Raw genomic sequence first — 23174 nt, 5'->3', positions numbered from 1 at the left:
GTGTCCGGGGAGGATTAAGGGGGTATTTGAGTAGAGTCAGGAGTGATTTGGAATAGGAACAGCCGAAAACCTGTGTTTGGATTTTGGCTGTTGGGGGAAGGACTTTTTTGCAAAGGTCTCGGCCTTTATTATTCATCTTGTATGGTGGCAATATTTTGTTTTAAACCATCTTTTGCTACAATCATTCTTATTATTATATTAATCATTAAATGTTTTCAGACGGCCTGAGGAGAAGCAATGAAAGTAGCGATTGTCGATTATGGAATGGGAAACCTGCACTCAGTGTTGAAATCTGTTCAGGCGGCGCAGGTCTTGTCCAAGCAAAATGCCGAGGTTTATCTGACTTCGCGGCCCGAAGAAGTGATAGCGGCGGATAAGGTTATCTTTCCGGGGCAGGGCGCCATGCCGGACTGTATGTCTGCGCTGAAGGCAAGCAGTTTGGGCGAGGCGGTTTCAGACGGCCTGAAAAACAAGCCGTTTTTTGGAATTTGCGTAGGTGCGCAATTATTGTTTGAACACAGCGAAGAAGGCGATACAGATGGTTTGGGTTGGTTTGAAGGACAAGTAAAACGGTTTTTGCCCAATCAAACCGATGCACAGGGAGGCCGTCTGAAGGTGCCGCATATGGGTTGGAATACAGTGCGTCAAACCCGTCCGCACCCTTTATTTCAAGACATTGGGCAGAACGAGTATTTTTATTTTGTTCACAGCTATTATTTTGCGCCGAAAAATGAAGAGATTGTTTTAGGTGTCAGTGAATATCCGAATGAATTTGCCTGCATTGTCGGTAAGGACAATGTGTTTGCCACACAGTTCCACACGGAAAAAAGCCATCAGGCAGGATTGCTGCTGCTGCGTAATTTTTTAAATTGGCAGATTTGAGGCTTTTAACATAAATCTGCTAAAAATCGCTAATTTGTGTAAAATATACTGAAATTGAATAGAGGAGAAGAAAATGCTGTTGATACCTGCCATTGATTTGAAAGAAGGCCGCTGTGTTCGCTTAAAACAAGGCTTGATGGATCAGGCGACGGTATTTTCCGACTCGCCGGCAGAGATGGCTTTACATTGGCGCAATCAAGGCGCACGCCGTTTGCATTTGGTTGATTTGAACGGCGCATTCGCAGGCGTTCCTCAAAATTTTCCGGCGATTAAAGAAATTTTGGCCGCCGTGGCTAAAGATATTCCGGTACAGCTTGGCGGCGGTATCCGTGATTTGGGCACCATTGAAAAGTATTTGGATTTGGGTCTGACTGATGTGATTATCGGTACGGCCGCGGTAAAAAATCCTGAATTTGTGCGCGAAGCATGTAAGGCATTTCCAGGTCAGATTATCGTCGGCTTGGATGCCAAAGACGGTATGGTGGCGATAGACGGTTGGGCAACGGTAACGGAGCATCATGTCGTCGATTTGGCCAAGCGTTTTGAAGACGATGGGGTCAACAGCATTATTTATACTGATATTGGTCGCGACGGCATGATGAGCGGCGTGAATATCGAAGCTACCGTCAAATTGGCCCAATCAGTGAATATCCCGATTATCGCTTCCGGCGGCTTGACGAATTTGGACGATATCCACGCATTGTGTGCCGTTGAAAAAGAGGGTGTGAGCGGTGCGATTACCGGCCGCGCAATTTATGAGGGAAGTATTGATTTCGCACAGGCTCAAAAACTGGCCGATTCTTTGGCTTGACCTAAGTGCGTTTAATTATGCAGATTAAGGCTTTGCAAGGTGTAACAGCGCAGGAGTTGGCGTATAGCTGAAAATACCTTCAAAAGCGGCATTTTGCAAAGTCCTTAGACTTAAAATCTGTCTGAAATAATTATAAAAAACAACTCACTCAATATCTTATTTTATTAAGGGATTGGTATGCTTGAAGCGTTTGTTTTGGGTTTTTGGATTATCTGGTCATCCGATCGCGAAGTGTATCCGCTAAGCGAAAGTTTGTGGTTTACACTGATTGCAGTGATACTGCGGCAGCTGACGGCGTTTGATTTGCCGATTATCGATACCTATTGGATGATTTTCAACGGGATAATATGGGCATTTGCCGGTTTGATTTTTTCCATCGTCGGCCGCATCGACAGCAATTTCATTATTTCCTGTGTTTTGGCGATGATAGCCGGCATTGGTTATTTTCAGCTGTTGCAACATTTGCCGGATTGGTTGAGCAAATTTTTGGCCTGACGGTTTCAGACGGCCTGATAACGGATAAGAGGTATTGAGTATGGCATTGGCAAAACGAATTATTCCTTGTCTGGATGTAAAAGACGGTCGCGTGGTAAAAGGTGTCAACTTTTTGGGTTTACGCGATGCAGGCAATCCGGTTGACGTTGCCAAACGCTACAACGATGAAGGCGCGGATGAGTTGACCTTTTTGGACATTACCGCTTCCAGCGACAATCGCGATACTATTTTGCACGTTATTGAGGCAGTCGCTTCGCAAGTTTTTATTCCATTGACGGTCGGCGGCGGCGTGCGCACAGTTGCCGATATCCGTCGTCTGCTTAATGCCGGTGCCGATAAGGCCAGCATCAATACGGCCGCTGTAACCAATCCTGATTTGGTAAATGAAGCGGCCGGTTTTTTTGGTTCGCAAGCGATTGTTGTTGCTGTGGATGCCAAAGCGGTCAACCCTGAAAACACCCGTTGGGAAATCTTTACTCACGGCGGACGTAATCCGACCGGTTTGGATGCGGTGGAATGGGCTGTCGAAATGCAGCGGCGCGGTGCGGGCGAGATTTTGCTGACCAGTATGGACCGGGACGGTACCAAGCAAGGTTTCAACCTGCCTTTGACACGCGCGGTCAGCGAAGCGGTCGATATTCCGGTCATTGCTTCCGGCGGCGTCGGTTCGGTTCAACACTTGGTGGACGGCATTAAAGAAGGAAAGGCAGATGCGGTATTGGCCGCTAGATTTTCCACTTTGGCGAAGCGAGTATCCGCGAAGCGAAACTGGTCATGCGTGAAGCAGGAATTGAAGTGCGTTTGTGATTGCTATCCAAAGGCCATCTGAAAATATGGGAGAAAAAACGCGAATGTCGAACATAAACGAAACGCTGCTGAATGCCGTAAAATTTGATGAAAAAGGTTTGGTTTGCGCGATTGCCCAAGATTGGCAGACACGCCGTGTGCTGATGGTTGCCTGGATGAACGCAGAAGCCCTGCAAAAAACCGTAGAAACCGGGTTTGCCCACTATTACAGCCGTTCCCGCCAGAAACAATGGATGAAGGGCGAAGAGTCCGGACATACGCAAAAAGTACACGAATTACGCCTGGATTGCGATGGCGACGCTGTGGTCATGCTGATTGAACAAAACGGCGGCATTGCCTGTCATACTGGGCGCGAAAGCTGTTTTTACAAAGTTTGGCAAGACGGGGCATGGCAGACAGTCGATGCCGTGTTGAAAGACGAAGAGGCGATTTATGGACATAAACATCCTTAAGGCCGTCTGAAAGAAAATAAGAGAAACCGACCATGACCGATACTATCCTTACCCAAATTCAAAACGTCATCGATTCGCGCAAAGGCGGCGATCCCGATGCTTCTTATGTTGCCCAACTGTTACACAAAGGCGAAGACAAGATTTTGAAAAAAGTCATCGAGGAAGCGGGTGAAACCTTGATGGCCTCTAAAGATGGCGGAGGTGAACATTTGGTTTACGAAGTGGCGGATTTGTGGTTTCACACCATGGTTTTATTGGCGCATCACGGATTGCGTGCCGAAGATGTGGTCAACGAGCTTGCGCGCCGTCAAGGTTTGTCGGGATTAGTGGAAAAAGCTTCTCGCAAAGAATCTTGAATTTATATTACAATCCCGTATTTGACCTGTTTCAGAATCCGTCTCTTGGGGCAAAAACGATTTCCCTTTTTTGGTTGAAACCCGTTACGCCCGTTTTCAGACGGCCATCGGAGCCATTATGGATAATTGTATTTTCTGCAAAATCGCAACCAAAGATATTCCAGCACAAACCGTTTACGAAGACGACGAGATGTTTTGTTTCAAAGACATCCGTCCTGCTGCGCCGGTGCATCTGCTGCTGATTCCGAAAGTGCACTTCGATTCACTGGCACACGCAACCGCCGAACATCAAACCCTATTGGGCAAAATGATGTTGAAAGTTCCTCAAATCGCCCATGAGGCAGGTTTGACCGACGGTTTCAAAACCCTGATCAACACAGGCAAAGGCGGCGGACAAGAAGTCTTCCATCTGCATATCCATATCATGGGTACGCCTGCATAACTATTATCTATTTTTAACAAATTCAAGGATTTATCATGGGTAGCTTCTCTCTCTGGCACTGGATTATCGTACTGATTATCGTCGTTTTGGTATTCGGTACCAAAAAATTGCGCAACGTCGGCAAAGACCTTGGCGGCGCCGTGCATGACTTCAAACAAGGCCTGAACGAAGGTACTGACGGCAAAGATGCCAAAAAAGACGAAGTCATCGAACACAAAAAAGACGAAGACAAAGCATAATCCATGTTTGATTTCGGTTTGGGCGAGCTGCTGCTGGTCGGTGTTGTCGCCCTAATAGTGCTTGGTCCCGAACGTCTGCCGCAAGCTGCGCGCACGGCCGGGCGTTTGGTCGGCAAATTGCAAGGATTCGTCAATAACGTCAAGCAGGAGCTCAATACTCAGGCTGAGTTGGACGAATTGCGCAAGGTGAAGCAGGAATTTGAAACCGCCGCATCCGAGTTTCGTGACGGTATCAAAGACTTGGGCAACGATGCACAAAAAAATCTGAGCGATATTTCAGACGGCCTTAAGCCGTGGGAACGCCTGCCCGAACAGAAAACGCCTGCCGATTTTGGTGTGGATGAGTTTGGCAATCCTTTACCTGATCTGGCTTCAAATAGCACTGAGCATGAAAGTGCAATCCAAGCTTCTGAGCAGGGTGGGGCAGTGCAAACCCAAGAGCTTGTCGAGGCTGAAAATGCCGAGTCCGAGCAAGACCGCGCTTGGCGTGAGTATTTGACGGCTTCGGTTTCCCCAGCTCCTGCGGTTGAAGTCAGCTATATCGAATCTCCTGCTGCCGATGTTCCTCCGCTGCATACGACTTCTTTGCGTAAGCAGGCGATGAGCCGCAAACGCGATATGCGCCCGAAATTTCACGCCAAGCCCAAACTGCGCGTCCGTAAGTAAAAAGTGAGTCAACCGGTGTCCGAACCTCAACACGAACAACCCGTCCAACCGCTTATCGAGCATCTTCTAGAGCTGCGCCGCCGTATGATGTGGATCGTCATCGGTATTGTTGTCTGCTTTTTGGGTATGATGCCGTTTGCCCAGCAGCTCTATACCTTTGTTGCCGAACCATTGATGGCCAATCTGCCTAAAGATACCAGCATGATTGCGACCGATGTGATTGCGCCGTTTTTTGTGCCGGTCAAGGTTACTCTGATGGCGGCGTTTCTGCTGTCGTTGCCGCACACGCTGTATCAAGTCTGGGCGTTTGTTGCCCCTGCCTTATACCAAAACGAAAAACGTTTGATTACGCCGCTGGTGTTGTCCAGCGTGACGCTTTTTTTCGTCGGTATGGCATTTGCCTATTTTTTGGTGTTTCCCGTTATTTTCAAATTCTTGGCTGGGGTAACTCCTGTCGGCGTCAATATGGCGACCGATATCGACAAATACCTGTCGTTTATTTTGGGCATGTTTGTCGCATTCGGTACGACGTTTGAAGTTCCCGTCGTTGTGGTGTTGCTTGCCAAAATGGGCATTGTTTCGACTGCACAGCTTAAGAATGCGCGTCCGTATGTGATTGTCGGTGCGTTTGTCGTGGCTGCAATCATCACGCCGCCGGACGTAATTTCTCAAACCCTGCTTGCCGTTCCGCTGATTCTGCTCTACGAAGCCGGTATTTGGTTCAGCCGTTTTGCCAAAGCGAAAACGCAGCAGGAAGATGAGGATACACCGCAATCACCGTCAGAAGTTTAAGAATCAAGGCCGTCTGAAGAATTTTTCAGACGGCCTTTGTATCATGGCACTTCAGTTTTTAAGAAAAAGTATGATGAATGTTCGGGGAATCGTACAAAAACGCTACAGCCCTAAATTCTTTTGATGTGACTAAAAATTTCGACCGAGGATTTTGCCGAAATCGAAGCAGTAATGCGTAACAGTCCCTTATGCGTCAGTGGGCTGGTATTCTGAAGATGATTTTAATACCAAACTGCTGGAATTCCGTTTGGAAAATGAGGTAATTTGTACCAATACATAAGCTGAAAATACTTGATTTTAGGTAATTGAAGAAATATTCGTTTCTATTTTATTAAAAAGTATGATGTCAGGCCGTCTGAAAATTAACTACGTTTCAGACGGCCTTTTTATTGCCCTTATTTTTTCTTTGCTATCCTTAGTTATCAAGCATCTGTAAAAAGGGTTTTGAAAAAGAGAAGTTTATATTTTGACTAAATCCAGCCGTATGAATCCATAGTGAAATGTGTTATCTTATCTACGTATGTTAAGAAACATTAATAAGTTTGTATTTTTCTTACAGAGAAAGGCTTCAAAATGGATGGACTCAAACGCTGAGTGCCGGCACCTTGCTCGGTATCGCTGCGGCAGCGATTTTGCTGATCTTGATTTTGATTGTAAAACTGCGCGTTCATGCCTTGCTGACGTTGGTATTGGTCAGCCTGCTGACTGCTATCGTAACAGGCCTGCCTATGGGCAGTATCGTCAATGATGTGTTGGTCAAAAACTTTGGCGGCACGCTTGGCAGCGTGGCGTTGCTGGTCGGTTTGGGCGCAATGCTCGGCCGTTTGGTGGAAACTTCCGGCGGAGCCCAGTCTTTGGCAGATGCGCTGATTCGGATTTTTGGTGAAAAACGTGCGCCGTTTGCCTTAGGCGTGGCTTCTTTGATTTTCGGTTTTCCGATTTTCTTTGATGCTGGTTTGGTGGTGATGTTACCGATTGTGTTTGCAACGGCACGCCGCATGAAGCAAACTGTTTTGCCCTATGCGCTGGCATCTATTGGCGCATTTTCCGTCATGCACGTTTTCCTGCCACCTCATCCCGGCCCGATTGCCGCTTCTGAATTTTATGGCGCAAATATTGGTCAACTGCTGATTTTGGGTTTGCCTGTTACCTTGATTACTTGGTATTTCAGCGGCTATTTATTGGGTAAAGTTTTGGGTCGCAGCATTCATGTGCCCGTTCCTGATCTGCTCAGCGGCGGTACGCAAGATAACGACCAACCAAAAGCGCCTGCAAAGGCATCTACGGTCATCGGCATTATGCTGATTCCTATGTTGTTGATTTTCTTGAATACTGATTTGTCTACCCTGATCAGCGAGAAAATGGTCAGTGCGGATGAAGGCTGGGTGCAGTTTGCACGAATGCTCGGTTCGACACCGATTGCTTTGCTGATTTCTGTTTTGGTGGCCCTGTATGTATTGGGCAGTAAACGTGGCGAAAAAGCCAGCGCTTTGGAGAAAACCATCGATGGCGCATTGGGTCCGGTTTGTTCGGTCATTTTGATTACCGGTGCGGGCGGTATGTTCGGCGGCGTGTTGCGTGCCTCCGGTATCGGTAAGGCTTTGGCAGACAGCATGGCGGACTTGGGTATTCCTGTTTTGCTGGGTTGTTTCTTGGTGGCTTTGGCTTTGCGCAAGGTTCTGCAACTGTTGCCCTGACTACCGCTGCTGCGTTGATGGCACCGGCCGTTGCAGCGGCAGGTTTCAGCGATTGGCAGATTACTTGCGTGGTATTGGCTACGGCGGCAGGTTCCGTTGGTTGCAGCCACTTTAACGACTCCGGTTTCTGGCTTGTCGGCCGTCTGTTGAATATGGATGTGCCGACGACCTTGAAGACATGGACGGTCAACCAAACACTTATCGCACTCATCGGTTTTGCTTTATCGTCAGTGTTGTTTGTTTTGGTTTAATCGGAAGAATGGGTGGATAGTGTTTTTGAGATAACACAATCCGCCCGTTTTTAAATACCGTTAAAATCTAGATAAACAAGGAGTAGAAAAATGACGACACATTTTGTTATGATGGGCGTGTGCGGTTGCGGTAAAACCACGGCCGCACTCTCATTGCAAAAACATCTCAACCAATGCCCATATGCCGAAGGCGATGATTTCCATACTCAAGCCAACCGCGATAAGATGGGTGCCGGTATTCCGTTGACGGATGAAGACCGCTATCCTTGGCTGGGCAATTTGCGTGACTGGATGACAGAGCAGGCAAAAAACGGGGAAAAATATTCCATCGTTACTTGTTCCGCACTCAAGCATCACTATCGAGATATTCTGCGTGGTGCGGAAGGAAAGGTGGCTTTTATCCATTTGACTCCGCCTCAAGCAATCAATCTTGAGCGTATGCTGTCGCGTCAGGGGCACTATATGAAAGCCGGAATGCTGGATTCGCAGCTGGAGATTTTGGAAGAGCTTGGTGCTGATGAGTATGGTGTCAAAATTGATAATCCGGGTTCGCCTGAAGCCGTTGAGGCAGATATTGTGAACTGGGTAAAAGCGCAAGGCTTGATTTAGTAATGATCAGAAATGGAAAAGGCCGTCTGAAAGATTTCAGACGGCCTTTTTTGATGAGATTTAGAATATTTTTTGCGAGTCAAGCAATAAGGTAACTGGCCCGTCATTGCAAAGGGAAACCTGCATATGGGTTTGGAATCTGCCGGTTTCGACAGTCAAGCCATGTTCGCGTAGAAGTTGCGCGGTGTATTGATAAAGTTTATCCGCTTGTTCTGCAGGCGCAGCATTGGAGAAAGAAGGACGGCGACCGCTGCGCGCATCGGCGTAAAGGGTAAACTGGGAAACCAGTAATATCGAGCCGCCGACATCTTTGAGCGATAAATTTAATTTGCCGTTTTCATCTTCAAAGATACGCAGGTTGGCGGTTTTATCTGCAATGTATTTGGCGTCCGCTTCTGTATCGGTATGTGTAACGCCGAGCAATATCATAAATCCGTTGTTGATTTCGCCGCAGGTTTCTCGGGAATCTTCGGACAAAACGTCAACTTTGGCTTGGGTAACTTTTTGGATAACAGCGCGCATAATATTTTTTGAATACAAGGAGTTGTAGAAAAAGGGCGCAAGATACGCCCTCTGAGTTCAAATATGGTTTCAGACGGCCTGAAACCATTGAATCAATTTACGGATTAATGCCGTTTTCTTTCAAGATACGTTCGATCTGATTCTCGACTTTTTGTCGTTTAACGGCTTGGGCAAGCTGATTGCGCACCAGTTCGAAAGGTTTTGCTTTAGGATCGCGTTCTACTGCACTGAGTTTAAACAGATAAAAACGGTTTTCTATTTGAATCGGCTCATGCGCTACATCGCCTCGGTTCAAGTCGGCAAAAGCGGTAGCCAGTTGAGGTGAGAGCTGCTGCGGAGAGATGAAGCCGTCGAATTTTTGTTCGGGGTTGGGATAGCGTTTCATCAGTTCTTCAAATGACAAGCCTTTGAGCAGCAGTTCTTGTGCGGCGCGTACTTCGTCGGCTGAAGCAAAGCTGACTTGTTGCAGCTTGATAATGCGTGTTTGCTGGTCGTAGAAACGGCGCAACTCGGCATCGTCAACCGTGGTTTGGCGTTCTAGATAAGCTGCGTATTGGTTGGCATAAAACTCAGCTTCCACATTTTTTAACTGATTCTGCACTTCCGCATCTTTGTCCAAACCAGCCTTGATGGCTTCATTTTTTAAAATTTCCAAAGTCTGCAAACGTGTAACCACATCTTTGCGGATTGCCTGACCATCGGGTTTGGCAGTCTGGTTGGGATGTTGATCGGCTTGTCTCAATACTTCGGCGACCATGCTGTCGATACGGGCGGGATCGATTTCAGGTGCTTTGGCAGTTGCCAAGCCGACGGTTGATAGGGCAAGGATAGCCAAAACGGCAGTTTTGGGCTTGATGTTCATGTGAGTTCCTTATTACCCGCCGCCATCACGGCGGGCACGTTATATTATTTGTTGACTTTGATGCTGGCTTTTTTCAGTAATGATTGAATGGCCGCATCAACACGGGCTGCCTGTAAGTCGCTGCCAATCTCGTTTTTAGCGGCTTCGTAAGAAGGTACGGTAACGTTACGGCGGTCATTGACGTAGAAAACGGCGTACAAATTACCGTTTTGCAGCGGTGTTTTAGTGTGTGCACCTTTTTTCAGGTCTTTGACAGCGACGTAAAGCGGAGGCGCTGATTCTTGCAAATCTTTAAGCGGAACATAAGCTTTAGGGATGCCGCCGGCTTTTTTGGCCGTTTCGTCAATTGAGTATTGGTTCAATACCGAAACGAAGCTTTTTTTGCATCCAAATCGGCAATGGCTTTTTGGGCATTGCTGCTGCTGTCGGTTACGATTTCGCCCAGTTGAACTTCCTGAGTACCTTTATAGAAGTTGCTAAAGTCGTTGTAAGCGGCTTTGACATCTTTTTCTTGAACAGGATATTGACGGACGATATGTGCCGCGAAAGCTTGGCCTAGCAAATCATTTTCGAAAACTGCCCATTCGGTTTTGAATGTGGCTTTTTTATCTGCACCTTGCTTGGCGGCATCGGCACGCGCTTGCTCCAATGCAGCTTTAAATTCAGCGCTTTGATCCAGTTTTAATTTTTTAGCTTCTTGGGTAACAACAGTGCTGATAACTTGGCGTTCAGTCAGCATTTGACGCAATTCAGGAGTGTCTTGAACGTTCGGGTTGCTGGCGCGTACGGAAGCAACTTGGTCATCGATAACGCTGCTGTCAATGGCTTGACCGTTGACGGTTACCAAAGTTTGGGCAAGCAGTGTGCCGGAAGTCAGGGCAAGCATCAAGGCTGAAGCAAAGTAGGTTTTTTTCATCGTATTTCTCTTTTAAATTAATGATTGGAAATCCAAGTTTGGGCAGTAATCTTAATGGAAGTATTCGTCCGGCGTGGCTGCTTTGATACTGAGTGCATGAATCAGGCCGTCTGAAAACAAGTCCTGCAAAAGCTGTTTAATCATACGTTGTCGCTGGAGGCGACCAATATTTTCAAATGCGTTGCTGACCACCACTATGGCGTAATGCCCGCCGCCTTTATTGCCGGCATGGCCGGCATGCAGATGGCTTTCATCTTCAAAATCGAAGAACTCGGGCTCAAGCGCCTGCAGGCGTTCCTCGATAATTTGACGCATATTGCTCATTTGAACACGGCTTTAAAGGGTTTAATCAATACTTCTGCGTATACGCCGGCATCGACGTAAGGGTCTTGTTCTGCCCATTCTTGTGCAGCGTCCAAAGATTCAAACTGAGCCACAATCAGGCTGCCGGAAACGCGTTCCGGATTATCTGGTAGAGGGTTGGGGCCGGCAGTCAGCAGACGGCCTTGCGCTTTCAACTCTTCCAAGCGTGCCAAATGAGCAGGGCGGGCCGCCATGCGTGCTTCGTGGACATCTTCGGCATCAGTGGCCAAAAGCATGAAATATTCCATTATTGATCCTCCTTAGGCTGGAAACGCATCAGATACATACCTTGTGCGATGGAAAAAATGATTGTGAAACCCAATGTGCCGAACAGTTTGTAATTGACCCATTGGTCTGGGAAATACGTAAAGACAAAGAGGTTGGCCGCACCCATAAAAATTAGGAAGCCAATCCATGCATAAGTCAGGCGTGTCCATACAAAATCAGGGAGCTGCATTTCTTTGCCCATGACGGCTTTAAGCCCGTTTTTACCGGCAAGGTGGCTGAACAGCATGACAATCGCGCCGATCCAAAACAGAACGGTCGGTTTCCACATGATGAAGCGGTTGTCTTTCAGCAGAATCGTTGCGCCGCCAAAAAAGACAATCAAAATCAGGCTGACCCATTGCATGGTGTCCAGTTTGCGGTGTTTCCAAAAGGTCAGCGCAGCTTGGGCAATGCCGACGATAACCGCAACAGTCGTTGCGGCAATCATGTCTTTGGTGATGATGTATGTGATGAAAAATAAGAATACGGCGAATAAGTCGCTCAAAATCTTCATATGTTAATGATGAAACTAATTGAGTAAATGCTAATCATACAGGGAGATGTGTTTTTTTGCACCTTTCCCCATGACTTCAATACCACATATATTTATATAAAATATTTGTTTTGGGTTGGCGAAATTTGTAAAAAAGAAACACAAGCATGCAAAAGTAATAGATTTGCTAAGGAATTTTAGGCTGAACAGCCTCTATTGCTTGGCAGGAATGGGTTAAAAATATATCATGACGTAATATCTAGTAAATATATGGTTAAATGCGCGCACATTGGTTAGTACCATAATTTCCGAACAGGGGATCAGTTTTGAAAAAACATCACAATATTAAATTAATTACAGCTTCTATCGCTTTAATGACATCGCTCAGTGCCTCTGCAGGTTTGGGCGGCTTGAACGTTCAATCTCATTTAGGTGAGCCTTTTACAGGCAGTATCACTGTGACTGGCGAGGAAGCTCAGGCTCTGCTTAATGGCGGTAAAGCCACTATTTCAAATGGTAATTTGCGCGCGGCGGTACGCAAATCAGGCGATAAGGCTGTCGTTACCATCCGCTCTTCTAAAGCCATCAAAGATCCTGTTTTGGTTTTTCAAGTAGGTGTTGGTGCGCAATCGCGTGAATACACCGCTATTATCGATCCGGCCGGATATGATTCTAAGGATGCTGCATCTGTTCGTACCCGTCCGGCTACTGAATCTCAATCCTCCGAGCCGACACGCAATGCCCAACAGCCTGCAACGAAAAACAATAAAGCAGTAGGTAATCAGGCAGCTCAAGTGCGTAAGGATGTGCAGCGTAAGGCTGAGAAAAAACAAGTTCAGACGGCCCCTGCTAAAAACGACACGTCTGCACGTTCAGGCAGACAGCATTTGGTGCGTACGGGTGAAACCCTGATTGCCATTGCGTCTAGCATCCGTCCGCAAGGTATGACCTTGGATCAAACTATCCAGGCTTTGGTAAATGCCAATCCGGATGTGTTTATCGATAACAATGCCAACCGTATGTTGGCAGGTAAAGTGCTGAATATTCCAAACCGTAGCGAATTGCAACGCTTGGCTGCATCTGCTCCTGCTAAAACCAATACGGCGACAGAAAAAGCTAATGAAACCGTTAATGCAACAGAAGCTAAAACAGAAAAACCTGTTGTTCAGCCTGAAGCTCAAACTGAAGCCCAGGTTAAAGATGCTGGTGTAAATACACAGCAACAGGAAGAAGTGAAACAAGCTTCAGCTGAACAAACAGCGCAAACAGCATCTGCAGCGGTTAATGAAAATGCCGCATCGACTGTTCCAGCATCCGATGTTCAAGAAGCTATGGCTTCTGATGCTCAAGAGGATGTAGTGGCTTCTGAGCCTGTTGCAACTACGGATTCTGTCGAGGAGCAAACAGAAAGCGAATCAGACGGCAATTTATGGAAATGGTTATTGGCAGGCGGTGCAGCCCTTATTGCTGTTTGGTTGTTGTTGAAAGCTGCCGGCAAACGTAAAGACGAGCCGGAAGCAGCGCCTGTAAGCCGTAAGGATGAAGAGAAGGTTGTACAGAAAAATGTTGCTGCTTCAGCTGCTGCGGTCGCTGCAACTAAAGTAATGCCGTCAGAAAAAACTCAAGACGGTCTGTTTATCGAAGATGATTTCGAAGATGATGTGGTTATCAATGAAGTAGAAGAGTCCTCCAATATCGATGATGTCAAACTTGATTTAGGTAAGATTGACAATAGTCAGGCAGGTATTCTTTCAGGTGCAGTAACGCATGATGTTGAGACAGAGCAACGCCGCCATGCTGATTGGGACAATATCGAATCAACGGAAAGCGTGTACGAGCCCGAACCAGAAAATCCATATCAGCCGGTATCTGTTGTTATGCCGGAACGTAAAGAAGAGCAGGCAAATACATTTGCTGAGTTTGATGTGGCGGTAGAGAAAAAAGTCTCCGAGTCAAGAAATGAAGAGCCACTCGAGTTTACGGTAGATACCCCTGAAAATTCAGACGGCCATGCGCTGCCATTCGATGTCAAGCAAGATCAAGACTTGCAAATTCAAGAAACCAAAGAAGAAGTAGAGAAAGAAGAAGCTGCTTCTGAGTTTGTGATTGAAGAAGGTGCATTGGAATGGGGATCTGAAGATGTTTCAGTAGCCGCCGATAAAAGCAATAGTGAAAGAGGTTTTGTTTCAGAATCAGTCGGCATGACTGCACCGCTTGAAGCTAAATATGATTTGGCTAAGATGTATATCGAAATTGGTGATCCTGAAGCAGCTCGAGAAACATTGCAAGGGCTGATCGAAGAGGCTGAAGGCGATATTCTGCATAAAGCCCAAAAACTGATGAAAGAACTTGGCGCATAAGTGCCAGTAAAATGAAGATGCCGTTTCAGACGGCATCTTTTTTATGGTAAATTAAAAAGCAAGATTTTGGCTGAGTTTGTTGTCAGTTGGGTAAGATTTCAGCTTTATATGATGGTTGAAGAAGAAGGCCGTCTGAAATACATAATGGAGGCGTGTGTTGATCACGCCTTTTTAATATTTGTTGCTTGAACGTAGGCAACAATATCAATTTACAAGAAGTATAAGAAATGACTGAACAAGTAAATACAACAGGGCATCTCGTGCAGCGCTGGGCTTTGACCCTTTCTTATGATGGTAGTCGTTTTTATGGTTGGCAAAAGCAGGCGGGAGATTTGCCGACTGTTCAGACGGCCTTAGAGCAGGCATTGTCTTCAATAGCAGGGGAGCAAATTAATACTATTGTTGCGGGAAGGACGGATACGGGTGTGCATGCAACTGCCCAGGTAGTGCATTTTGATACATCAGTAAGTCGTCCGGAGCAAGCATGGGTGCGGGGTGTCAATGCACATTTACCTGATGGTGTTGCTGTGTTGGTTGCGCAAAAAGTTGTATCTCATTTTCATGCCCGATTTGATGCTTATGGCCGCCATTATCGTTATTTATTGGAGTCTTCACCGGTTCGTTCTCCATTATTGGTTGGCAGGGTAGGGTGGACGCATTTGAAATTGGATTTAAATCTGATGAGGCAGGCTGCTGCCTTATTGGAGGGCGAACATGACTTTTCCAGTTTTCGAGCTGCTGAATGTCAGGCGAAGTCCCCTATAAAGACACTATATAGTGCAAGTATTAGTGGAACTTCTCGCTATCTGTGCCTTGATTTGCATGGGAACGCATTCTTACATCATATGGTACGCAATATTATGGGTGCATTGGTGTATGTGGGTAGTGGCAGAATCAGTGTGGATGAGTTTGAGTCGGTCTTCCATGCAAAAAGTAGATTGAAGGCTCCGCCAACTTTTATGTCAGATGGCCTGTATCTAACAGGTGTTGACTATCCTGATGAGTTTGGAGTGACGCAGCTATCTTTGCCCGAGTGGATGAGCGTTCTAGGTAATGATTTTCAGACGGCCTAACTACGGATTGTTGGTATAAAAGCAACAAAATAGCGTGATTGATGTGTAAATTGATAAAGTGTTGTAAAAATGCAAATCTTGGTTTTGAAGAAATTTATCATTGATTTTAAATAATAAATTTCCATTATTTGGGTTGTCTCTACCTTTATTTGGTTTCTGCGGTAGTGGGAGGGAATTGAATAAAGTTTGTTTTTTTAGAGAGGAACAATTATAGTGACAGTCATGGAATCGCTGATTCCAGCGATAAAGTAAGCCTAAGCGGATTGTCCGGTCTGCTTAAGTTATTTCTTCACAATAGAAAAGGAATACAGCAATGAAAAAATCTCTGATTGCTCTGACTTTGGCAGCTCTGCCTGTTGCAGCTATGGCTGATGTGACTCTGTACGGTCAAATCAAAGCTGGCGTAGAAATTTCTAAAGTAAAAGAGGGTAAGACTTCTTCTAAAACTGCTACTGAGATTGCTGACTACGGCTCTCGCATCGGTTTCAAAGGCCACGAACACTTGGGTAACAACCTGAATGCTATCTGGCAAGTTGAACAAAAAACTTCTATCGCCGGTGGTGACTCTGGTTTCGCAAACCGTGAATCTTTCTTGGGCTTGGAAGGCGGTTTCGGTAAAGTTCGTGCCGGTAACTTGAATACTGCTCTGAACGACAGCAGCGATAGCTTTGACCCATGGGAATCTAGTGCAGCTAACGCAGACGCTCTGCAATTGGGTAAAATCAAACGTGTAGATAAACGTAAAGTATCTGTACGTTACGACACTCCTGTATTGGGTGGTTTCAGCGCAAGCGTACAATTCCAACCTCGCGACAATGCTAACCCTGGCGACAAATACGATCACGCTGTGAAAAGCCGTGCGTCTTACGATTTAGGTCTGAACTACGAAAACTCTGGCTTCTTTGGTCGCTATGCTGGTTCTTACGCTAAACATGCTGTCTTGGATGCTGGCTACTTGGATGCATTCAACCACAATACTACTTTGGCTGCTGGTACTTACAAAGATCACCAAGCTCACCGTCTGACTGCTGGTTACGATGCTAACAACCTGATGGTTGCTGTTGTAGGTCAATACGAAGGCTTCAAAGCTGACGTAGCTGGTGCTAAGAAAAACGAACGTACTGAAGTTGGTGCAACTGCTGCTTACCGCTTCGGTAACGTAACTCCTCGTGTTTCTTACGCTCACGGCTTTAAAGTTAAAGAAAAAGGCCTGAAACAAAAGAACAGCGCTTACAACCAAGTTATCGTTGGTGCTGACTACGACTTCTCTAAACGTACTTCTGCCCTGTTGTCTGCCGGTTGGTTGAAAGAAGGCAAAGGCGACTACAAATACGAGAAAACTGCTGGTACTGTTGGCCTGCGTCACAAATTCTAATCTGACTTAAGATTAGTCTGAAAAAAGAGCCTGTTTTATACAGGCTCTTTTTGTTTTATAAGAAATGTATTTTGTCATTGCAGGGGTAGGTTAAAGTATTTTCGATATTCGTTTTCAGACGGTCTATGGAAATTTAAGTCAGGTTCTATTCTATTTAATATATGCTAAATGAAATTTCAGAAATTGTTTTGAGTATTATTATAAATAAGTTAATAATATAGGGATGATTCTTGGATTGAGTTGATTTTCCTATGTTTCATGCCTAATAATAAAAGGTTCATCTAATGTAGTTCTAAAGTATTATTAGTATGTAGAATCTGGTTTTAAGATTTGTAAACTTGATTTTAATCAAATTATTGCCGATAGATGATTCATATAATATAAGTGTTTAGAGTATCGATATATCGGGAATAGCCATGTCCTGTCTTGAAATGAAGTGCTTAAGTGGCATTTGGAAACGAATCCTTGTGCTTTTTGCTGTGTTTTCTATGATGATAGTAAGCCTGCCTGCTTACGCGGAGCGCTTGCCTGATTTCTTGGCAAAAGTTCAGCCGTCTGAAATTTTCCCAGGTGCTGACCGCTATGGCAAACCGGAAGGTAAGCCTTTGGTTGCTCGCGTGTACAAGGGCGAAGAGCAGCTTGGCTTGGTTTATATCACGACTGACGTGGTCAATACGCGCGGTTATTCGAGTAAACCGATCGATACGATGGTTGCATTGGCCAATGATGGCACTATTGCCGGAGCAAAATTGGTTGAGCACCATGAGCCGATTATGCTGATCGGTATCCCGCAATCCCGTGTTGATAAATTCATTGATAAATATATTGGCTTAAATTTTATTAAAAACCCACCTCAACCAGGTGTTGCACCGGGGGATATTATTAGTGGTGCGACTGTAACCCTGATGGTCATCAATGATAGTATTCAGCGCTCTGTTAAAGCAGTAATCCATCAATATCATTTGGGTACAGATAAAGCAGTTCAAGCCGGTACAGCAGCTGCTTCCGGTGAACAGTCTGCCGAACCTGCCGTTCAAACTCGTCCGCGTCGTGTTGCCAATCAAGACAAACAAGATATCCTGTCATGGAATGCGCTTTTGGAACAAAAAGCCGTCGGCCATCTGCATATTTCTATCGACGAAATCAATAAACTGTTTGAGAAAAGCGGTAAAGCAGGTGTGGCAGATCATGCAGAGCAGGGCGATGGTAATGATACATTTATTGATCTGTATGTTGCCTTGGTCAGCCAACCTTCCATCGGTAAAAGCCTTTTAGGTGAAGCCGGTTGGAACAACCTGCAAAAACGTTTGAAACCTGGCCAAGAAGCCGTGATGGTGGCCGGCGAGGGTCGCTATTCTTGGAAAGGTTCGGGTTATGTCCGTGGCGGTATCTTTGACCGTATTGAAATGATTCAAGGCGATACCAGCTTCCGCTTTACCGATGCGCAACATGAACGTGTAGTTGCTTTATCCGCCGAAGGTGCGCCTGCATTTAAAGAAGTTTCTTGGTTCACTATTCCCGAAGGTGTGGAATTTGATGGTGCTGAGCCATGGCGTTTACAATTGATGATTCAACGCGTATTGAGCGTAAATGATAAGGCATTTGTAACTGCCGATTTGGATTATGAATTGCCAAAAGGCTACTACGTTGACGATCCTAAAGCACCGCCGGTTGAAATTAGTGCACCGGTTGAGCCGGTGGCTGTGGCAGCCTCTGCTCCGGAAGAAAGTACAGGTATTGCAGAAGATGCAACGGCTGAGGAAGGCGTATCCAACCAACTTTGGAAACAGGTTTGGAAAGCCAAACAAGGTCAAATCGTGGTTGTCGGTATTGCTTTGACAATTCTTCTGTTGGTATTCCTGTTCCAAGATTGGATTGTCCGTTACGAAAAATGGTATGACCGATTCCGTCTTTGTTTCCTGACCTTTACGCTGTTTTATATCGGCTGGTATGCTCAGGCACAATTATCGGTAGTGAATACTTTGACGTTGTTCTCAGCTGTTTTGACTGAGTTCCACTGGGAATTTTTCCTGATGGATCCGCTGGTATTCATTCTGTGGCTCTTTACAGCGGCGACCATGCTGTTGTGGAACCGCGGTACATTCTGTGGATGGCTGTGCCCTTTCGGTGCATTGCAAGAGTTAACCAACCGTATCGCTAAAAAATTGGGTCTGAAACAGATTATAGTGCCGCACTTGTTGCATACCCGTCTGAGTGCGATTAAATATGTAATTTTCTTCGCTTTGCTGGCAATTTCCCTGTACGATTTGGGTACGGCTGAAAAATTTGCTGAAATTGAGCCTTTCAAAACTGCAATTATTTTGAAATTCATGCGTGAATGGTGGTTTGTTCTGTTCGCCGCCGCTTTGCTGATTGCAGGCTTGTTCATCGAACGTTTCTTCTGCCGTTATCTGTGTCCTTTGGGTGCAGGTATTGCATTGCCAGGCCGCTTCCGTGTGTTTGATTGGCTGCGCCGTTATAAAATGTGCGGTAACCCATGCCAGATTTGTACACACGAATGCCCAGTACAGGCAATCGCACCTGAAGGCGACATTCATCCGAACGAATGTATCCAATGTCTGCATTGTCAGGTAATGTATCATCACGATACGCGTTGTCCTCAAGTAGTGGCAACGAATAAGAAAAAACAAAAACAAGCGGCGGCAAAAGCTGAGCAGCATGATGCGGCAGCGACGCAAAATGCCCAAGAACAAGTCGTCCAGTTTGTTAAAAAAGAATCGGCAATCAGTGTCGACAAGTAGTAATTTTAAATAAAAAAGAGGGCTGTATCGGCAGCCCGACTTAGAAAATTTTTCATCGGCAGGCCGTCTGAAAATCGGCCGCCAGATTTTATCCAAGGAGTGTCGTATGTCAGACGAAAAATTAGAACAAAACGGCTTAAGCCGTCGTTCATTCTTAGGTACTGCCGCTGCTTCCGGTGCAGGTATTGCCGGTGCCGGTTTGTTGGGCTTGGCCGGTTGCTCTAACGGCGAGGGTGATAAAGCTGCTGCTTCCGGTGCTGCACCTGCCGAAAAAGCCGCTGCTCATTCTGCCGAACCGGGCAAACAAACTTCCGAAGTCGGTCCAGGCGAACTTGACCAATACTACGGTTTCTTGTCAGGCGGTCAATCAGGCGAAATGCGCTTGATCGGCGTACCTTCTATGCGTGAGTTGATGCGTATCCCTGTGTTCAATATGGACAGCGCTACCGGTTGGGGTCGTACCAACGAGAGCCTGCGTATTTTGAATGAAAAAATTACGCCGGAAACCCGTAAATTCCTGCAAGACAGCGGTCTGCGCTGCTACCCTAACGGCGACTTGCACCACCCGCACTTGTCTTTTACCGATCAAACTTACGACGGCCGCTATGCATATGCCAACGATAAAGCAAACAACCGCGTTTGCCGTATCCGCTTGGATGTGATGAAAACCGATAAAATCGTTGAAATTCCAAACGTTTCAGGTGTTCACGGTCTGCGTCCTCAACGCTATCCGAAAACTGGCTACGTATTTGCCAACGGTGAGCATATCGTTCCTGTTGACGGCGTAGGCAAATGGGATGATCCTAAAACTTGGAATGCCGTTTATACTGCAGTTGATGGCGAAACCATGGACATCGCATGGCAAGTATTGGTAGACGGTAACTTGGATAATGGCGATGCCGACTACCAAGGTAAATACTCTTTCTCTACCTGCTATAACTCTGAGCGCGCTCTGACTGTACAAGGTGCATCTTCTAACGAACAAGACTGGTGTGTGGTATTTAACCTGGCCGCCATCGAAGAAGGCATCAAAAAAGGCGACTTCAAAGAAGTTAACGGCGTGAAAATGTTGGACGGTCGTGCGGAAGCCAACTCTCCATACACTCGTTACATCCCGGTTCCTAACTCTCCTCACGGCTGTAATGCAAGCCCTGACGGCAAATACATTATGCTCAACGGTAAACTGTCTCCAACCGTTACCGTATTGGATGTCAGCAAACTGGATGACTTGTTTGCAGGTAAAATCAAAGAGCGCGATGTTGTCGTAGCCGAGCCTCAACTGGGTCTTGGCCCATTACACACTGCATTTGACGGTCGCGGCAATGCCTATACTACATTGTTTATCGACAGCCAAATGGTGAAATGGAACATCGACGATGCGATTAAAGCCTATAAAGGCGAGAAAATCGATCCGATCAAACAAAAACTCGACGTTCACTATCAACCGGGCCACAACCACACTACCATGGGCGAAACCAAAGAAGCCGACGGTAAATGGTTGGTATCTTTGAACAAGTTCTCTAAAGACCGCTTCTTGAATGCCGGTCCTTTGAAACCTGAGTGTGACCAATTGATCGATATCTCCGGCGACGAAATGCGTCTGGTGCATGACAATCCGACTTTTGCTGAACCACACGACTTGTGCTTGGTTGCCGCGTCTAAAGTGAACCCAAGCAAAACTTGGGACCGCAAAGACCCATGGTTCTGGCAAGAAGCTTTGGAACAAGCTCAAAAAGACGGTGTTGAGCTGGAAAAAGCTGCCAAAGTCGTACGTGAAGGCAACAAAGTACGCGTGTACATGACTGCCGTTGCGCCTGCTTACAGCGTTCCTCAATTTGAAGTGAACCAAGGCGACGAAGTTACCGTATATGTAACCAACGTTGAGACCATTGAAGACTTGACTCACGGCTTTACTTTGGAAGGTTATGGTATTGCTATGGAGATTGGCCCGCAAGCGACATCTTCTGTAACCTTCAAGGCTGTCCGTCCAGGTGTACACTGGTACTACTGCCAATGGTTCTGCCACGCATTGCACATGGAAATGTCTGGCCAAATGATTGTTAAACCAAAATAATTTCGGTTTGATGATTTAATTCTTCAGGCCGTCTGAAAAAACATTCTTTCAGACGGCCTTTATAGCAAAGTTGTTTGTCGGCCGATATGGCCACAAAATGAAAGCCATCATCAGACAGCTTTGCTATAACACCAAAATACCTGTTTCCGCATCGGTTTATCATGCGGCAAGCAGGCCGTCTGAAACAGAGATATGATTATGACGCACACACAAATCCATCGTTCCAAATGGCAACGTGCCGCACTCGTATTGCTGCTTGGCAGCATGGTTCAGACGGCCTTTGCCGCAGTCATCAACGTATCCGCACAAGACAATCTCAATGATGCTTTGGCGCGCGCCCAGGCCGGCGATACGCTCAAGCTTGCCTCTGGTACATACAAAACCAAACTCTATATCGACAAACCCATTACCATCGAAGGCCCTGCCGACCGTTCCGCCAAGATTGTCGGCGACCGGAGCGGGAGGACGGTTGCCGTTCATGCGCCTGATGTAACTTTGCACAATCTGACCGTTTCCCATTCCGGCATGAGTTTGCCGGCAATGGATGCCGGTATCTATTTAGAAGAGACGGCAACGCGCGCGCTGGTGGAGCATAACAACATAATCGACAATTCCGTCGGCGTGTATATTCACGGTGCGGCAGAATCCATGGTGCGGGAAAATAAAATCATCGGCGATGCAAACCTGCGCGTCAACGAACGCGGCAACGGCGTAACCGTCTGGAATGCGCCCGGTGCGCAAGTGGTCGATAACGATATTTCCAAAGGCCGTGACGGTATTTTTTCAAATACCAGTACTCATAATACCTACAAAGGCAACCGTTTTAGCGACTTGCGCTTTGCCGTCCATTATATGTACACCAATGACAGCGAAGTCAGCAACAATATCTCCGTCGGCAACAACATGGGTTATGTGCTGATGTTTTCCGAACGCCTGAAAGTGTATGGCAACATTGCCGTTGGCAGCCGCGACCAAGGCATTATGCTCAACTACGTCAATTATTCCGAAATTCACGATAATGTGATCAACAAGGCAGGCAAATGCGTGTTTGCCTACAATGCCAACTACAATAAAATTTTCGACAACCATTTTGAAAACTGTCAAATCGGTATTCACTTTACCGCGGCCATTGAAGGCACAAGCCTGTTCAATAATTCGTTTATCAACAACGAAAGCCAAGTCAAATACGTCAGCACCCGTTTCCTTGATTGGGGCGAGGGTGGTCGCGGCAACTATTGGAGTGATAACAGCGCCTTTGACCTTGACGGCGACGGCTTCGGCGACAGTGCCTACCGTCCCAACGGGATTATCGACCAAATCATCTGGCGCGCACCTGTCGCCCGGTTATTGATGAACAGCCCTGCCATCAGCATTGTCAAATGGGCGCAATCGCAATTTCCCGCCATCCTGCCTGGCGGCGTAATTGACAGCAAGCCTTTGATGAACCCCGTCCGCAATAAAACGACAACCAAATACGAAGCCATGAAGGACGAATTGCTGCATGAAGCAAAAACGCACCAATCCGAATGGGGTAATGCCGAAAACGGTGCGCTGACAGGCGGAAATGCCAATATGTAACCTTTCAGACGGCCCAATATCAAAGGCCGT

Annotated in this window: 21 protein-coding genes and 3 pseudogenes; 18 read left to right on the top strand and 6 right to left on the bottom strand. The window is 46.4% G+C overall.

Annotation, left to right across the window (positions count from 1 at the left end; all coding sequences use genetic code 11):
• Positions 1 to 237: 237 nt before the first annotated feature.
• The 12 genes and pseudogenes from hisH (at position 238) to TW89_RS02950 (ending at position 8499) form a co-directional block, all read left to right on the top strand.
• Positions 238 to 882, top strand: coding sequence for an imidazole glycerol phosphate synthase subunit HisH (hisH, locus tag TW89_RS03005; protein WP_128580505.1), 645 nt, complete (start codon positions 238 to 240; stop codon positions 880 to 882).
• A 73-nt stretch (positions 883 to 955) separates the two neighbouring features.
• A complete protein-coding gene (hisA, locus tag TW89_RS03000; RefSeq protein WP_128580504.1) occupies positions 956 to 1693 on the top strand; it encodes a 1-(5-phosphoribosyl)-5-[(5-phosphoribosylamino)methylideneamino]imidazole-4-carboxamide isomerase in 738 nt (245 codons plus the stop codon).
• Positions 1694 to 1870: 177 nt separating this feature from the next.
• Entirely contained in the window at positions 1871 to 2188 is a 318-nt protein-coding gene (locus tag TW89_RS02995) for a hypothetical protein (protein WP_004519651.1), read from the top strand.
• 40 nt (positions 2189 to 2228) lie between these two features.
• A pseudogene (gene hisF, locus TW89_RS02990) lies at positions 2229 to 2995 on the top strand (imidazole glycerol phosphate synthase subunit HisF).
• A gap of 44 nt (positions 2996 to 3039) precedes the next feature.
• Positions 3040 to 3447 (top strand): phosphoribosyl-AMP cyclohydrolase, encoded by a 408-nt coding sequence (gene hisI / locus TW89_RS02985; protein WP_063075327.1) that lies wholly within the window; start codon positions 3040 to 3042, stop codon positions 3445 to 3447.
• A gap of 32 nt (positions 3448 to 3479) precedes the next feature.
• Positions 3480 to 3803 carry a phosphoribosyl-ATP diphosphatase gene (locus tag TW89_RS02980; RefSeq protein ID WP_003679440.1) on the top strand — a complete coding sequence of 108 codons (324 nt, stop codon included), beginning with the start codon at positions 3480 to 3482 and terminating at the stop codon, positions 3801 to 3803.
• Positions 3804 to 3921: 118 nt separating this feature from the next.
• Complete coding sequence (locus tag TW89_RS02975; RefSeq protein WP_128580503.1) at positions 3922 to 4245, top strand: histidine triad nucleotide-binding protein; 324 nt, start codon at positions 3922 to 3924, stop codon at positions 4243 to 4245.
• A 35-nt stretch (positions 4246 to 4280) separates the two neighbouring features.
• Complete coding sequence (gene tatA, locus TW89_RS02970) at positions 4281 to 4484, top strand: Sec-independent protein translocase subunit TatA (protein WP_003679438.1); 204 nt, start codon at positions 4281 to 4283, stop codon at positions 4482 to 4484.
• Between the two features lie 3 nt (positions 4485 to 4487).
• The gene (gene tatB / locus TW89_RS02965; protein ID WP_128580502.1) at positions 4488 to 5150 is read left to right on the top strand and encodes a Sec-independent protein translocase protein TatB; all 663 of its coding nucleotides are present in this window, start codon (positions 4488 to 4490) and stop codon (positions 5148 to 5150) included.
• A 15-nt stretch (positions 5151 to 5165) separates the two neighbouring features.
• Positions 5166 to 5942, top strand: coding sequence for a twin-arginine translocase subunit TatC (gene tatC / locus TW89_RS02960; RefSeq protein ID WP_128580501.1), 777 nt, complete (start codon positions 5166 to 5168; stop codon positions 5940 to 5942).
• A gap of 542 nt (positions 5943 to 6484) precedes the next feature.
• A pseudogene (locus TW89_RS02955) lies at positions 6485 to 7890 on the top strand (GntP family permease).
• Between the two features lie 90 nt (positions 7891 to 7980).
• Positions 7981 to 8499 (top strand): gluconokinase, GntK/IdnK-type, encoded by a 519-nt coding sequence (locus TW89_RS02950; protein ID WP_049336727.1) that lies wholly within the window; start codon positions 7981 to 7983, stop codon positions 8497 to 8499.
• Positions 8500 to 8559: 60 nt separating this feature from the next.
• Here the strand turns inward: TW89_RS02950 and dtd are convergent, their stop codons facing one another.
• The 6 genes and pseudogenes from dtd to TW89_RS02920 all read right to left on the bottom strand — a co-directional run bounded on the left by dtd (position 8560) and on the right by TW89_RS02920 (position 11943).
• Complete coding sequence (dtd, locus tag TW89_RS02945) at positions 8560 to 9021, bottom strand: D-aminoacyl-tRNA deacylase (protein ID WP_128580500.1); 462 nt, start codon at positions 9019 to 9021, stop codon at positions 8560 to 8562.
• A gap of 97 nt (positions 9022 to 9118) precedes the next feature.
• The gene (locus TW89_RS02940; RefSeq protein ID WP_128580499.1) at positions 9119 to 9883 is read right to left on the bottom strand and encodes a peptidyl-prolyl cis-trans isomerase; all 765 of its coding nucleotides are present in this window, start codon (positions 9881 to 9883) and stop codon (positions 9119 to 9121) included.
• 44 nt (positions 9884 to 9927) lie between these two features.
• Positions 9928 to 10799, bottom strand: a pseudogene (locus TW89_RS02935) (peptidyl-prolyl cis-trans isomerase).
• A 51-nt stretch (positions 10800 to 10850) separates the two neighbouring features.
• Positions 10851 to 11123, bottom strand: a complete 273-nt coding sequence (locus tag TW89_RS02930; protein WP_070460214.1) for a BolA family protein — start codon at positions 11121 to 11123, stop codon at positions 10851 to 10853.
• Positions 11120 to 11410, bottom strand: a complete 291-nt coding sequence (locus TW89_RS02925; RefSeq protein WP_004519663.1) for a YciI family protein — start codon at positions 11408 to 11410, stop codon at positions 11120 to 11122. Before TW89_RS02925 ends, TW89_RS02930 begins: the two co-directional genes overlap by 4 nt.
• Positions 11410 to 11943, bottom strand: a complete 534-nt coding sequence (locus TW89_RS02920; RefSeq protein ID WP_049350972.1) for a septation protein A — start codon at positions 11941 to 11943, stop codon at positions 11410 to 11412. Before TW89_RS02920 ends, TW89_RS02925 begins: the two co-directional genes overlap by 1 nt.
• 353 nt (positions 11944 to 12296) lie before the next feature.
• Between TW89_RS02920 and TW89_RS02915 the strand changes: the two genes are divergently transcribed.
• The 6 genes from TW89_RS02915 (at position 12297) to TW89_RS02885 (ending at position 23144) form a co-directional block, all read left to right on the top strand.
• Positions 12297 to 14282, top strand: a complete 1986-nt coding sequence (locus TW89_RS02915; RefSeq protein WP_128580507.1) for a FimV/HubP family polar landmark protein — start codon at positions 12297 to 12299, stop codon at positions 14280 to 14282.
• Between the two features lie 227 nt (positions 14283 to 14509).
• Entirely contained in the window at positions 14510 to 15355 is an 846-nt protein-coding gene (truA, locus tag TW89_RS02910; protein WP_128580498.1) for a tRNA pseudouridine(38-40) synthase TruA, read from the top strand.
• A 313-nt stretch (positions 15356 to 15668) separates the two neighbouring features.
• Complete coding sequence (porB, locus tag TW89_RS02900; RefSeq protein WP_128580497.1) at positions 15669 to 16730, top strand: trimeric porin PorB; 1062 nt, start codon at positions 15669 to 15671, stop codon at positions 16728 to 16730.
• 488 nt (positions 16731 to 17218) lie between these two features.
• Positions 17219 to 19492 carry a NosR/NirI family protein gene (locus TW89_RS02895; RefSeq protein WP_283114355.1) on the top strand — a complete coding sequence of 758 codons (2274 nt, stop codon included), beginning with the start codon at positions 17219 to 17221 and terminating at the stop codon, positions 19490 to 19492.
• A 106-nt stretch (positions 19493 to 19598) separates the two neighbouring features.
• Positions 19599 to 21566 carry a TAT-dependent nitrous-oxide reductase gene (nosZ, locus tag TW89_RS02890; RefSeq protein ID WP_036493194.1) on the top strand — a complete coding sequence of 656 codons (1968 nt, stop codon included), beginning with the start codon at positions 19599 to 19601 and terminating at the stop codon, positions 21564 to 21566.
• A gap of 198 nt (positions 21567 to 21764) precedes the next feature.
• On the top strand, positions 21765 to 23144 hold the full coding sequence (locus tag TW89_RS02885; protein ID WP_432757668.1) for a nitrous oxide reductase family maturation protein NosD: 1380 nt from the start codon (positions 21765 to 21767) through the stop codon (positions 23142 to 23144).
• Positions 23145 to 23174 lie beyond the last annotated feature (30 nt).

Source organism: Neisseria flavescens, assembly GCF_001618065.1.
GTDB lineage: Bacteria > Pseudomonadota > Gammaproteobacteria > Burkholderiales > Neisseriaceae > Neisseria > Neisseria flavescens_A.
Note: the sequence above shows the minus strand (reverse complement) of the source record. Positions and strands in the feature narration are given on the sequence as shown.